Origin of the sequence: Streptomyces sp. NPDC047028, assembly GCF_040644095.1 — a bacterium.
Taxonomy (GTDB): Bacteria; Actinomycetota; Actinomycetes; order Streptomycetales; family Streptomycetaceae; genus Streptomyces.
Genome location: NZ_JBEYVS010000029.1, coordinates 48706 through 62200 on the forward strand (window position 1 = coordinate 48706; position 13495 = coordinate 62200).

Annotated in this window: 7 protein-coding genes; all 7 read right to left on the bottom strand. The window is 73.0% G+C overall.

Going from position 1 to position 13495, the window contains the following annotated elements; all coding sequences use genetic code 11:
- Positions 1-16 precede the first annotated feature (16 nt).
- The 7 genes from ABZ854_RS24650 to ABZ854_RS24680 all read right to left on the bottom strand — a co-directional run bounded on the left by ABZ854_RS24650 (position 17) and on the right by ABZ854_RS24680 (position 13484).
- Positions 17-967, bottom strand: a complete 951-nt coding sequence (locus ABZ854_RS24650) for a diacylglycerol kinase family protein (protein ID WP_361214464.1) — start codon at positions 965-967, stop codon at positions 17-19.
- A 240-nt stretch (positions 968-1207) separates the two neighbouring features.
- Positions 1208-2398, bottom strand: coding sequence for a cytochrome P450 (locus ABZ854_RS24655; RefSeq protein ID WP_361214465.1), 1191 nt, complete (start codon positions 2396-2398; stop codon positions 1208-1210).
- A gap of 165 nt (positions 2399-2563) precedes the next feature.
- Positions 2564-4039, bottom strand: coding sequence for an MFS transporter (locus tag ABZ854_RS24660; protein WP_361214467.1), 1476 nt, complete (start codon positions 4037-4039; stop codon positions 2564-2566).
- A 193-nt stretch (positions 4040-4232) separates the two neighbouring features.
- Positions 4233-5000, bottom strand: a complete 768-nt coding sequence (locus ABZ854_RS24665) for a thioesterase domain-containing protein (RefSeq protein ID WP_361214573.1) — start codon at positions 4998-5000, stop codon at positions 4233-4235.
- 29 nt (positions 5001-5029) lie between these two features.
- Positions 5030-6148: an LLM class flavin-dependent oxidoreductase gene (locus ABZ854_RS24670; RefSeq protein ID WP_361214469.1), complete on the bottom strand. Its 1119-nt coding sequence runs from the start codon at positions 6146-6148 to the stop codon at positions 5030-5032.
- 17 nt (positions 6149-6165) lie between these two features.
- A complete protein-coding gene (locus tag ABZ854_RS24675) occupies positions 6166-7746 on the bottom strand; it encodes a fatty acid--CoA ligase (RefSeq protein ID WP_361214471.1) in 1581 nt (526 codons plus the stop codon).
- Between the two features lie 26 nt (positions 7747-7772).
- The gene (locus tag ABZ854_RS24680; RefSeq protein WP_361214473.1) at positions 7773-13484 is read right to left on the bottom strand and encodes an SDR family NAD(P)-dependent oxidoreductase; all 5712 of its coding nucleotides are present in this window, start codon (positions 13482-13484) and stop codon (positions 7773-7775) included.
- Positions 13485-13495 lie beyond the last annotated feature (11 nt).

Sequence of the window (13495 nt, forward strand, 5' to 3'; positions counted from 1 at the left end):
GCGGACGGCGCGGGCGTCAGGCGGTGGCCGGGGCCCACACCGGGAGGGCCCCGGGGAGCACCTCGAAGGTGGCCGAGCCGCCGATGCCGGGCTGGTACTCGCCGTCGTGCTCCAGCGGGAGCCGGCCGCCGTCGGTCCGCTCTACGGTGATGGTGCGGCCGCGGGCGTAGACGGTGGCGGGATGGTTCATGTGCTCGGCGTTCAGGGTCAGTCCGGGCACGTCCTCGGCCGGGACTTCGCCGCCGATGACGCAGACGTCTAGCAGTCCGTCGTCGAGCAGCGAGTCGGGCAGCACCAGGAACCGGCCGCCTCGGTACGGTCCGCCGCCCACGTTGGCAAGGACGGTCGGGCCCTCGTGCACCACCCGGCCGTCGACGACGACCCGGCCCGGATACGGCGGGTAGCCGGCGGCGGTGTCCGCGTAGGCGCGGGCGTAGCGCTCCCGCCCCTTCAGCGGCAGGTCCCGTGCGGTGATCAGCGCGTCGGCGATCACCCCCGAACAGGCCCCGAGGTAAACGTAGTTGCGGGTCTCGGCGAGGCGGGCCAGGTCGAGCCGGCGCAGCCGGGCGCTGCCGCCGATGCCGTGGTCGGCGAGGATCGCCTTGAGGGACTCGCTCCACGGGCGCTCGCCCCAGAGCATCTTGTAGCCGGAGTTGCCTGTGCCGCCGGGTACGACGGCCAGGGCCGCCCGGCCGGCGGCCGGGACGAGCCCCTGGACCGCCTCGCGGACGGTGCCGTCCCCGCCGATGGCCACGACCAGGTCCGGTGCGCCCTCCGTCCGCTCCAGGGCCCGCCGTACGGCACCGGTGGCATCGCCGGGTGCCGTGGTCAGGTGGACCTCGGTGCGCTCCAGGAATGACGCGCACAACTCCCTCACGTCGCTGACGAGTTCGGGACTGTGACTGCCGGAGGCCGGGTTGGCCAGGATCAGGGCCCTGGTGGGGCCCGGGGCGGCGGTGTCTGCCATGGCGGGCGTTCTCCTCACGTCGGACGCACGGGCGGCGGACTTTCGGACGGCATCGGCCACCCCGGCCGGCGGGCCGGACGGGGCGGAGCGTGCGACACGGACGACTCTGCCAAGCCCGGCTGACCCGGCGCTGACACGCGGCTGACACCGGTGTGGTGCGGGGGGCCCGGGGCGATCAGGGAGGCCCCGGCCGCTGATCGGCGGCGAGGTGCGGCCCGCACAGGGGTGTGTCCGGGGCCGTCACCAGGTGACGGGGAGTTCCTCCAGGCCGTACACGATGGTGTGCTCGCGGAAGCGGACGTCGTCGGCCGGCACCGCCAGGCGCAGCGTGGGGAAGCGGGCGAAGAGCGCGCTCAGGCACACCTCCAGCTCCATGCGGGCCAGCGAGGCGCCGGGGCACAGGTGGGGGCCGTAGCCGAAGGCGAGGTGGCCGGAGGCGTCGCGGCGGATGTCGACGCGGGCGGCGCCGGGGTAGACGGACTCGTCGTGGTTGGCCGCGGGGATCGCGACGATCACGCCGTCGCCCTTGCGGATCAGCGCGCCGCCCAGGTCCACGTCCTCCACGGCGGCCCGCACCTGGTTGTCCTGCGAGATGGACCAGTAGCGCAGGAGTTCCTCGACCGCGTTCTTGTACCCGGACGGGTCGGCGCGGAGTGCGGCGAGCTGCTCCGGGTCGCGCAGCAGGCTGAGGACGCTGAGGCTGATCTGGTGGGCGGTGGTCTCGTGGCCGGCGACGAGGAAGAAGCGGGCCATGGCCACGAGTTCCTGGTGGGTCAGCTCACCGCTCGCGACGTAGCGGGTGGCGAGCCGGCTGATCAGGTCCTCCCGCGGGTGGGCGGTGCGTTCGGCGGCGAGCCGGTCGAGGTACTGCGACATCTCCACGAACGCCGCGTAGGTCACCTGGGGACTGGCCTCCTGGGAGAGGATGACCTGGCTCTGCTCGGTGAACGCGGCCTCGTCCTGCTCCGGCACGCCCAGCATGCGGGCGATCACCAGGGAGGGCAGCCGGATCGCGTAGGCCTTGACCAGGTCGACCGGGTTCGGGCCGCGCTCCAGCTCGTCCAGCAGGCCCTCGACGAGGGCTTCCACCTCGGGGCGCAGGGCGCGGGTGCGGCGGGCGGTGAACTCGGTCATCGCCATGCGGCGCTGCCGGCCGTGTTCGGGGTCGTCCATACGGCTGAAGGACATGATGCCGGGCTCGGGCGGCAGCTGGATGCGGATGGGGAAGCCGGGCTGCTGGTCGTCGGCGCTGAACCGGTGGTCGTTGAGGACCTGGCGGACGTCCGCGTGCCGGGTCACCAGCCAGGCCTCGCCGCCGCGTATCCGTACCTTCAACGGGGGCTCCTCGCGCAGGCCGGCGTACTCGTCCGGAGGCGCGTACGGGCAGGAGCGGGGCATGGGCCAGGCCGGCAGCTGATCAATTGTGGACATCTGAGTCCCTCCGTTGGCTGGTTTCCAGCGCTCTTCCAGCGTTGGGGACATCCTGATGAGCGGGCCTGACAGGAATCTGATGAGTCACTGACACGTTGTGAGACAGCGGAACGGGGGCCGGCGGAAATCGCCGGACCCCGTCGGAGCGTCGAGCCAGGTGCCGCGTCAGGCGGCCTCGGCCTGCTTGGCCTTGGGCAGGAACTGCACCAGCAGCGCCACCAGCACACAGATCCCGGCCTGCACCAGCAGGCTCTCGCCGAAGGCGTGGGCGTAGGTGTGCCCGGTGCCGTGCTGTCCGGCCACGCCGAAGAAGACGACACCGATGACCGCGACGCCGATCGCGTTGCCCATCTCCTGGGCGGTGGAGAACACCCCGGACGCGGCGGCCGCGTGGTGCGGGGCCACCCCCTCCAGGACCAGGGAGGCCAGCGGGGCGACGACGAAGCCCATGCCGAACCCGGCGACCACCATGGCAGGGATGCACCAGGCGACGGCGCCGGTGCTGTCCAGTTCGTACGCGGTCACGGCCAGGGCGATGTTGCCGACCGCTTGAAGGATCGCGCCGACGGTCAGGACCTGCCTGCCCAGCTTGGCCGCGGCCTTCGGCGCCTGCGCGCAGCCGATGAAGAAGCCCAGGCCGAGAGGCATGAACAGCAGACCGGACTGGAGCGCGGACAGCCCGCGGCCCTCCTGGAGGTACAGCGCGAGGACCAGGAAGAAGGAGGCCATCGCGGCGAAGAACACCAGCAGGGAGACCACGCCGACGCCGAACGCGCGGTCCTCGAACAGACTTGGGTGGACCAGCGGCGACTTGTCGCGGGCCGCCTTGCGGCGCTGCGTGTACCAGAACACGGCGAGCAGCGGCACCGCGAGGACCAGGCATTCCCAGGTCCAGGTTGGCCAGCCCTGTTCGCGGCCCTCGACCAGCGGCAGCACGACGGCCGTGAGGCCGGCGGTCACCAGGACCACACCGGTCCAGTCGAGCCCGGTGTGCCCCTCGGCCTTGGACTCGGGCACCAGCTTGGGGCTGAGCAGCAGGACGACGACACCGATCGGGGCGTTGATCAGGAAGATGGTCCGCCAGTCCCAGCCGAAGATGTCGGCCTTGATCAGCAGACCGCCGATCAGCTGCCCGAAGACGGCCGAGGCACCCATGGTGATGCCGTAGGCGTTGAACGCGGCGACCCGCGCCTTGCCCGTGTAGGCGGTGGTCAGGATGCCCAGCACCTGCGGGATGACGAGCGCCGCCGCGGCACCCTGCACCGCGCGGGCCACGATGAGCTCGCCCATGTTGGGGGCGATGCCGCAGACGACCGAGGACAGGGTGAACAGGGCCAGGCCGATGGCGAAGACCTTGCGGCGGCCGTAGAGGTCACCGAGCCGGCCGCCGGTGATGAGCATGGCGGACAGGCCGATGTTGAAGGTCGCCGCGACGAGCTGGATCTCGGCGCTGGTGGCGTGCATGTCGCTCTGCAGCGACGGGATGGCGACGTTGACGATGAAGAAGTCGACGTTGGCGATGAAGAGGCCGGCGAGCACCACCAGGAGCGCACCCCAGGCAGGCTTGCCCTCGGCCTCCTCGATGTCCGGTGGCGGTGCGGCGGCGGCCGCGCTGCCGGTCAGTTCCGCTTCGGTGGTCATGTACGACCCTCCTAGGTCGTTCTTTCGTGCTGTGGGGGGCGTGCCGGTGGGGTGTCCGCGGGCGCGGCGGGGCACGGAACAGCAAGCGCTGGGACGGTTTTCGCACCACTGTCCCGCACCCCGCTGACACGGCGCTGACACGGACCGGCGGGTCGGTGGGCGGGCGTCGGCCGCCGTCGGGCGCCTTCGGCCGTCAGCGGGCGGCCTCGGCGGCCAGCCGCTGGAGGCGGTGCGCGAAGTGCGCGGTGACGGCCTGGGCGTGGGTGTCGATGTAGAAGTGGCCGCCCTCGTACTCGTTGTGGCCGAGGTAGGTGGGTGTGCGCCCGGCCCAGTGGGTCATGGCGTCCGGGGTCTCCTGGAGCGGGTCGCTGCGGCCGCCGTAGGAGGCGAGCGGGCAGCTGACGCCGGCGCCGTCGTCGTCGTAGTCCCCCGCCACCCTGAGGTCGGCGCGCAGGGCCGGCACCACGAGCGCGAGCATCTCGGGGTTGTCGTAGATCTCGGCCGGGAACGAGCCCAACTTCTTGATCCACTCGACGAGTTCGGGCTCGGGCATCCGGCTCTGCTCCTCGGTCGGCTTGAAGAAGCCGATGGGCGACCAGCCGGACATGCCGACCATGAGCGGCACCGGTCCGCCCTCCTCCTCCATCTTGATCGCCAGCCGGAACGCCAGCTGCGCGCCGAGGCAGTGACCGAAGAACGCGAAGGGGCGGTCGTCCAGTTCGTTCAGGACCGCGTCGTGCAGGGCGTCCAGCAGCGGCCAGAAGTCCTCGTACGTCTCCTCCTCACGGCGGTTGTGCCTGCCGGGCAGGGTGACCGCCTGCGGGGCGATGTCCGGCGGCAGCAGGCGCTCCCAGTCGCGGTAGATGATGGCGCCGCTGCCCGCGTGGGGCAGCAGGAAGAGCCGGATCGAGGCGTCGGGCGAGGGCTCCACGGGCTGGAACCACTGTCCCGCTGCGGACATCTGGCTTCCGACGGCGGTGATGGCGGTGGTCACGACTGCGTACTCCCAACGGTGGTGGACTGGCCGAGGGCGCGTACCGCGGGCAGCAGCACCTCGGCGATCTCCTTCAACTGCGGCTCGGGATCCAGGGATCCGATCCGTACGACGAGGTGCCGGGCGCCGGCGCGGACGTAGCCGCCGAGCCACTCGGCGCACTTCTCGGCGCTGCCCCAGGCGTAGGCCTGGATGGTCCGCATCTGGTCCAGGGAGCGGCCGTAGTAGTGGCTGATGTAGTGCTCCAGCTCGGCCCGGGCGGCCGCCTCGTCGGCGCCCACCGTGACCGTGGCGTACAGCGCGGGTGTGACGGCGTGGGCGCCGCGGCCGGCCTCTTCGGCGAGTTCGGCGATACGGCGGCGGGCGCGGGCGTAGGCGTCGACGTCCGGGAGGAAGGGCAGCCAGCCGTCGTAGCGGGTCGCCGCGCGGGCCAGCACCTTGGGGGTGTCGCTGCCGGCCAGCCAGAGCGGGGGGCCGCCGGGGACCGCGGGGGCGGGCAGCCGGTCCAGGTTCTCCGCCTGCCAGAACTTCCCCTCGAACTCGGCGGGTTCGCCCTCCTCGCCGGAGCGCCAGGCCGTGCGCCACAGAGCGGTGATCTCGTCCAGGCGGCCCACCCTGCCCTGGAAGGAGGCGCCCACGGAGGCGAACTCCTCCTCGGTCTCGGGCATCGGGAAGCCGGAGCCGAGGCCGAGGATGAGGCGGCCGGCGGCGACGTGGCTGAGGCTTGCGGCCATGTTGGCGCCGATGAGGGGGTGGCGGAGGGCGGGGGTGAGGGCGGCGGTGCCGACCTTGATGTGCTTGGTTGCCGCGGCTGCCGCCGAGAGGACGATCAGGGGGTCCAGGCGAGGGCGGGCTGTGAGGGAGTCTCCGGCCCAGAGGGAGTCGAAACCCAGCATTTCCGCCGCCTTTGCGAAGTCCAGCAACGGGGCTGCGGCATAGGTGCCGTTGATGGCCTGTTCTCTCGTGGGGAGGAGGATGCCGATCTGGAGAGGGGGGTGCGCGTCGTGCGCGGGGTGCGGGTGCGTGGCAGTTGCTCGCGCCCGCCCGGCGGAGCCGGAAAATCTCTCGCCCCGCGCCCCTGAAGGAGCGCTGTTCCCCGGGGAGTTGGAAGGCATGGGTTTCCTTTCGGGGTTCAGGCGACCGGGGTTGTCAGGTGTTCTCGGACTGCGCGGCGGAGGACCTTGCCCGAGGGGTTGCGGGGCAGGGAGTCCGTGAAGTGGTAGGTGCCGGGGATCTTGTAGTCGGCTATGCGGCCGCGGAGGGAGAGGAGGAGTTCTCGGGGGGTCGCCCTGGTGCCGGGGCGGAGGACCACGACCGCGTGGACGCTCTCGCCCCAGCGGTCGTCGGGGAGGCCGACGACCGCCGCGTCGGCGACCGCGGGGTGGGCCGCGAGGGCCTTCTCGACCTCGGCCGGGTAGATGTTCTGGCCGGCGACGATGATCGTGTCGTTGATGCGGTCGCAGAGGTGGAGGTAGCCGTCCTCGTCGAGGTAGCCGGCGTCGCCCATGTGCAGCCACTCCCCCACCAGGGTGCGGGCGGTGGCGTCGGGCAGGTTCCAGTAGCCGAGCATCCGGGACGGGGCGCGGACGCAGATCTGGCCGATGGCGCCGGCCGGCAGCGTCTCGCCGGCCGGGTCCACGACCTTGATCTCGTTCCCGGGGCAGGGTCGGCCCACCGAGGTGAGCTTGTCACTGCCGGGGTGGTGGTCCTCGGGCGGCAGGCAGACGGCGACGCTGCCGGTCTCGGTGCTGGCGTAGATCTGGGCGAACTCGCAGCCGTAGGTCTCCAGGCACTGTTTGAGCAGCGTCTCGGACATGGGGGCGGCGCCGTAGGCGATCTTGCGCAGGGAGGCGAACGCCTCCGGGGTGGCTCCGCGTTCGGCGGCCATCGCCTGCAACATGGCCGGGGCGGCGAAGGTGGTGGTCACCCCATGGGCGCGGATCAGGCGGACGGCCTCCTGCGGGTCGAACTGCGGCATGATCACGTTGGTGCCGCCGGCGTTGAAGGTGTGCAGGAACCAGCCGATGCCGGCTACGCCGAAGCCGGGCAGGGAGATCAGGCTGACGTCGTCGGGGAGCCAGTCGATCCAGTCGACGCCGTGCACGCGGCCGGCGTGCGGCAGGGTGAAGAAGCTGCGGTGGGCGAGGACCGCGCCCTTGGGCAGGCCGGTGGTGCCGCTGGTGTAGATCTGGATGACCGCGTCGTCGGGGCCGGTGCCTGGCGCGAGGTCGGTGTCGGGCTGGTCGGCGGCCCAGGCGGGCAGGCCGGCGCCGCGGGCGGGTTCGCCGTCGGCGTCGGTGCCGTCGACCCGGATCACCTTGTGCAGTCCGCGCAGTTGGTGGCGGACGGTGGCGACGGTGTCCCAGAACTCGTCGTCGACGAAGATCAGGGTCGCCCCGGAGTCGCGCAGGATGTGGTCGACCTCGTGCGGGGTGAGCCGCCAGTTGACCGGGACGAGGACCGCGCCGGCCTTGGCGCAGGCGATCATCACGAGGTAGTAGTGCTCGGACTCGCGGCCCAGGTAGGCGATCCGGTCGCCGCGCCGGACGCCGCTGGTGTGCAGGGCGTGGGCGGCGCGGTTGCTGTCGCGGTGCAGCTTGTCGTAGGTGGTGACGCGGCCGTCGCAGACGATCGCGGGGTGGTCCGGGCGGCTTCCGGCGTGGGCCCGGGCGGTGTGGTGGAGCGTCCAGCGCTCCCTCGGTATGCCGTTCATCGGGGTTCTCCCGTCCCTTGGGGCTGTCACGCCGCCGGTGCCGGGGCGAACCGGCCGTCGACGAACTGGGCCAGTGCGCGGACCGTGGGGTGGTCGAGGGTGAGGGAGGCCGGCAGGGGCAGCCGGAAGGCCTGCTCCAGACCGGACCTGACCTGCTGGGCCATGAGGGAGTCCAGGCCCAGCGAGACGAACTCGGTGTTCTGGTCCAGTTCGTCGCCCTCCTCCAAATGCAGGACGGCGGCGACCCGCTCGGCGACGACCGCGGTGACGGCGGCGAGGCGCTCGGCGTCGGGCAGCGCGGCCAGCGCCGTGAGGTCCAGGCCGGTGCCGTCGTCGTCGGGGGTCTGCCGGGCGAGCCGGTCGTAGAACAGGTCTCCGGTGACGCTGCCGGACACGTAGCGGTCCCAGTCGAACTCGCCGACGATCCGCTGGGTGCGGGGCCTGCCCCACAGCCTGGCCAGGGTGTCCAGGGCGCGGGTCGGGGAGAAGAAGCGGACGCCGCTGCGTTCGATCTCCTGGCTGAGGTGCTCCTCCAGCCGGGCGGACATGCCGACCCGGGCCCAGGCGCCCCAGTTGACCGAGAGGCCGGGCACCCCGCGCCGGCCGCGCCACTCGGCGAGGGCGTCGAGTCCGGCGCTGGCGGCGGCGTAGTGGCCCTGGGTGGCGCCGCCGAGGACGGAGGCGATGGAGGAGTAGGTGACGAAGAAGTCCAGCTCCGGGAAGCTCTCCTCGGCGGCCTCGTGCAGGAGCCAGCCGCCGTAGGCCTTCGCGGCGAGCTGGGCGTCCACGGACTCCCAGGTCAGTTCGGAGATCAGCTTCTTGTCGTAGGAACCGGCGGCGTGCACGATCCCGCCGACCGGGTACGGTCCGTCCGCGATCTGCCGCACCAGGCGCCGGACGTCCTCCGCGCGGGAGACGTCGGCGCGTACGACGGCGATCTCGGCGTCGGCGGCGAGGTCGGCGAGGACCGGTGCGGCCTCCTCGGTGGGCCGGCCGCTGCGGCTGACCAGGGTGAGGTGGCGGGCGCCGAGGGCGACCAGCTTGCGGGCCGTGACCAGGCCGAGACCGCCGAGGCCGCCGGTGACCAGGTAGGTGCGGTCGGCGCGCAGGCCCACCGGGCCGTCGTCCTCGGGGGTCCGCTCCTCGGCCGGGTCCTCGGGCAGGGTCACCCAGGCGCGGCCGGCCGGGTCGGAGAGGGCGGTGCGCAGTGCCTCGCCGGTCTCGTCGAGGCGGAAGTGCGGGGCGGTGTCGTCGGAGCCGGTGGCGTGGACGACGGCGACGGCGGGCACGGTGAGCGTGGAGCGGAACGTGCCGTCGTGGCGGACGAGGACCTCGTCGCCGGGTGCGAATCCGGTGCCGTCGGCGGCGGCGATGACGGTGCCGCGGGCGGACTGGCCGAGCAGCGGCGGCGGTTCCTCCTCGGCGCCGTCCTCCTCGGCGCGTTCGGCGCGGCCGGTGTCGAGGGCGGTGCGGGCGTCCTCGGCGGTGAGGCCGACGGTGTGCACGCGGACCTGGACCTCGTCCGTCTCCGGTGCGCGTCCGGCGGCCGGGGCGAGGGCGAGGTCGGAGAGGTCGCCGGAGTCGGCGGCGCGCAGCTCGAAGCCTCCGGTCCAGGTGAGGGGGGCGTCACCGGCGAGCAGCCGGCGCACGTAGCGGCGGCCGGGCCGGTGGGCGACCTGGTACTCGCCGGCCGGTTCGGTGCGCCATTCCTCGGCGAGGGGCGCGAGGCCGCTGCCGGGGGCGAGGTCGACGAGGGTGGCTCGCAGTTGCGGGTACTCGGTGAGCAGGACGCGGCCGAAGCCCCACAGGGTGGCGGCGGCGAGGTGGCCGCCGTCGCCGGCCGGGTCGCCGGGGAGCCACTGGGCGCCCTCGGTGACCAGCCAGAGCCGGGGCGGCCGGGCGCTGTCCACGGTGTCCAACGCGGCCGTCAGGGCGAGGAGTTCGCGGTAGTTGTCCTCGCACTCGGCGCGCAGCCGGTCGGCGGACATCGGTTCGGGGTGCTGCCGCCAGACGCGGCAGACGTCGGTGACGGTGGGGTCCTCCAGGGCGGCCTTGAAGTCGGTGAGGTCGGGCAGCCAGGTGACCTTCAGACCGGGTTCGCCGGCGAGTTCGGCAGCGCGCACGGCGGCCGGGTCGAGGAGGACGACGTGCCGGGCCGGGGCGGCGTCCTTCGCGGGCAGGGCGCGGCGCACCCATTCGGGGCGGTGCAGGAACTGGCGGCGGCCGGTGCGGCCCTCGGGCCGGGCCATGCGCACGCCGAGCAGTTCGGCGACGGGGTCGCCGTTCTCCAGCAGCAGGACGTCGGCGAGGCGGGCGTCCAGGTCGCCGCGGACCCGGGCGAGGACGCGGAGGTTCTCGCCGCGCGGCTTACGGAAGTGCCGTACGGCGGCGATCTCGCGCGGTACGAACACCGGGCCCTCGGGGTCGAGGACGACCAGCGCCTGCACGGCTGCCTCCAGCAGCTCGGCCGGCACGTGCTCGACGGCGGTGGCGTCGCGGCCGGACAGCTCGCCTGTGACCAGTCCGTCGGCGTGGCGGGCGGCGTTGAGGAGGAGGCGCATGCGGGGGCCGTGGGCGCGGCCGACGGAGGCGAGGTCGGTGTAGATGTCCTCGTCGTCGATCCGCTGTCCGGCCGGGGGGAGGGTGGCGTCCAGTTCGGCCAGCTCGGAGACGGGGACGAGGGGTTCGGGGTCGGCGGCGACGACGGCGGTGGCGTGCAGGTTCTCCTCGCCGCCGACGACGGTGAACACCTCGACGTCGGCGCCGCCCGCGCGGCGCGGTCGCCAGCGGGTGGTGAGCGCGGTGGTGGTCTCGGGTGCCAGGTCGAGGGGGGCGAGGAGCCTGAGGTCGCGGACGGCGTTGCGGGCGTGGCCCTGCACGGCGTCCTGGGCGGCGAGCAGCAGGTCGACGTAGGCGCCGGCCGGGAGGGTGGTGCGGCCGCCGTCGGTGAGGTCGGCGAGCGCGCCGAGTTCCTCGGTGGTGAACTCGGCGTTGAACTCCCGTACGCCGCTGGCGAACCGCTCCTCCACGCCGAGCAGCAGGTGCCGTGCGGCGCCGTTCGCGGTGGAGCGGCGGGGGGTGACGGAGGGCAGCCAGTAGCGCTTGCGCTGGAAGGCGTACGTCGGCAGGTCGACGCGTGCGGGCACCGGCTGTCCTGCGTGGTAGCCGTCCCAGGAGACAGGCAGTCCGGCCGTGTAGTAGTCGGCGAGCGCGGTGAGGGTGGTGGCCGTCGTGGTGTCGCGGCGGCGCAGGCTGGCCAGCCACACGTGGTCCTCGACGGTGACGCCCCGGCGGGCGAGGGCGGTGAGGCCGGCCTGGGGGCCGATCTCGATGAGGGCGTGCCGGCCGCGCTTGGCGACGGCGCGGATGCCGTCGAGGAAGCGGACGGGTTCACCGATGTGCCGCACCCAGTAGTCGGGGGTGCCGATCTCGCGGAACCGGGCGAGGCGCCCGGTGACGTTGGAGATCAGGCTGATTTTCGGCTCGTGGAAGGTGATGCCGTCCAGCGCGGCGCGGAAGTCGTCGTAGACCTCGGCCATCAGGGGCGAGTGGAAGGCGTGGGAGACCTTGAGCCGGTCGACGCGGACGCCCCGGCCGTCGAGGACGGCGAGGACCTCCTCCAGCGCGGCGGTGGCGCCGGAGATGACGGTCTGGTCGGGTGCGTTGATCCCGGCGAGGGCGAGGTCGTCGTGGCCGGCGAGGAGGGGTTCGACGTCTTCGACGGGCGCGGCGACGGCGGCCATCCCGCCCTCGGTGCTGACGGCCTGCATCAGCCGGGCGCGGGCGGCGACGAGGGTGACGGCGTCGGGCAGGCTGAACAGGCCGGCGACGGCGGCGGCGACGACCTCGCCGATGCTGTGCCCGATGAGCACGTTGGGCTTGGCGCCCCAGGCCAGCCACTGCTGGGCGAGGGCGTACTCCAGGGTGAACAGGGCGGGCTGGGTGTACTCGGTGCGGTCGATCGCCTCGGGGTCGGCGGCGCTGCCGAGGAGCAGCTCGCGCACGGAGCGGCCGAGGTGGGTGGCGAACAGCCGGTCGCACGCGTCGACGTGCTCGCGGAAGACGGGAAGGGCCGCGTAGAGGGCGGCGCCCATGCCGGCGTACTGGGAGCCCTGGCCGGTGAACATGAAGGCGGTCTTGCGGATGCCGGTGGGGCCCTCGTGCTCGGCCTCGGCGGCACGGTCGAGGAGCTTGGTGAGCGCGGCGCGGTCGGCGACGGGGGCGGCGATCCGGTAGGGGTGGTGGCCGCGGGTGGTGTTGGCGCTGTGGCAGAGCGCGGAGACGGTCAGCTCGGGCCGTTCGTCGAGCAACGTCCGGTACGCACCGGCCAGTTCGCGTAGGGCGGCGGCGTTCTTCGCGGACAGGGTGAACAGGGGGGCAGCGCCGGTCTCCTCCGGCCGCGCCCCCTCGGCCGGCCGCTCGACCGGGGCCGGCGCCTGCTCCAGCACCACCGCGCCGATGGTTCCGGCGAACCCGAAGCTGTTGACGACGGCACGGCGGACCTCGGCGTCCCACGGCTCGCACGCGGTCGGCACCCGCACCGGGTACAGGTCCCAGGGGATGCGCCCGGAGGGGGTGTTGAGGTTGATGTGCGGGTAGATCGTGCCGGAGCGCAGCTGGAGCACGGTCTTGATGACGCCGACGATGCCGGAGGCGGGCTCCATGTGACCGAGGTTGGTCTTCACCGAACCGACCAGCACCGGACGGTCCTTGGTGTGGGAGTCGATGAACACGTCGCCGATGGCGCCGAACTCGATGGGGTCGCCGAGCGGGGTGCCGGTGCCGTGCGCCTCGACGTAGCTGATGTCCTCGGGCGCGAGGTGGGCGGCGGCGAGCGCGCTGCGGATGACCTTCTCCTGGGCGGGCCCGTTGGGGACGGTGAGGCCGGCGCTGTCGCCGTCCTGGCCGACGGCGGTGCCACGGACGAGGGCGAGGATGCGGTCGCCGTCGCGCTCGGCGTCGGAGAGGCGCTTGAGGACGACGATGCCGCAGCCCTCGGCGCGCGCGTAGCCGTCGGCGGCCTCGTCGAACGTCTTGCAGTGGCCGTCGGGGGCGAGCATCTGGGCGTTGGAGAACATCACCGGGATGCGCGGGTGGTGCAGGGCGTTGACGCCGCCGCACAGCGCGATGTCGCTCTCGCCGGCGCGCAGCGCCTGCACGGCCAGGTGCAGGGCGACCAGCGAGGAGGAGCAGGCGGTGTCGACGCTCATGCTGGGTCCGCGCCAGCCGAGGAAGTAGGAGAGCCGGCCGGACAGCGGGAACATGGTGATGCCGGACGCGAGGTGGCCGTCGAGTTCCTCGTAGGGCAGCGCGTCCAGTTCGAGGGCGTAGTCGATGGAGCTGGCGCCGATGTAGACGCCGCCGTTGCCGCGGCGCAGCGGCGCCGGGTCGATGCCGGTGTGCTCCAGGGCCTGCCAGGCGGTCTCCAGCAGCAGCCGCTGCTGGGGGTCCATGTAGCGGGCTTCCTTCGGGGAGATGTTGAAGAAGCCGGCGTCGAACAGGTCGATGCGGTCCAGGAATCCGCCCGCCGAGGCGCGAATCTTGCCCTTGTCGTCGTCTCCCTCGGGGGTGAACGCCTCGACGTCCCAGCGGTCCCTGGGCAGCGGGCTGATGCCGCTGCGGCCCTCCTTGAGGAAGGTGTCGAACTCGTCGGGTGAGCCGCTGCCGCCGGGGAACCGCAGACCGATTCCGACGATCGCGACCGGCTCGGGCGCCTGCTCTGATTCCGTGCGCGGCATGGAGCGACTCC

Bases quoted from the DNA above. Each gene is read 5' to 3' on its own strand.
- ABZ854_RS24650 (WP_361214464.1), bottom strand. From the start codon at position 967: ATGGCAGACACCGCCGCCCCGGGCCCCACCAGGGCCCTGATCCTGGCC.
- ABZ854_RS24655 (WP_361214465.1), bottom strand. From the start codon at position 2,398: ATGTCCACAATTGATCAGCTGCCGGCCTGGCCCATGCCCCGCTCCTGC.
- ABZ854_RS24660 (WP_361214467.1), bottom strand. From the start codon at position 4,039: ATGACCACCGAAGCGGAACTGACCGGCAGCGCGGCCGCCGCCGCACCG.
- ABZ854_RS24665 (WP_361214573.1), bottom strand. From the start codon at position 5,000: ATGTCCGCAGCGGGACAGTGGTTCCAGCCCGTGGAGCCCTCGCCCGAC.
- ABZ854_RS24670 (WP_361214469.1), bottom strand. From the start codon at position 6,148: ATGCCTTCCAACTCCCCGGGGAACAGCGCTCCTTCAGGGGCGCGGGGC.
- ABZ854_RS24675 (WP_361214471.1), bottom strand. From the start codon at position 7,746: ATGAACGGCATACCGAGGGAGCGCTGGACGCTCCACCACACCGCCCGG.
- ABZ854_RS24680 (WP_361214473.1), bottom strand. From the start codon at position 13,484: ATGCCGCGCACGGAATCAGAGCAGGCGCCCGAGCCGGTCGCGATCGTC.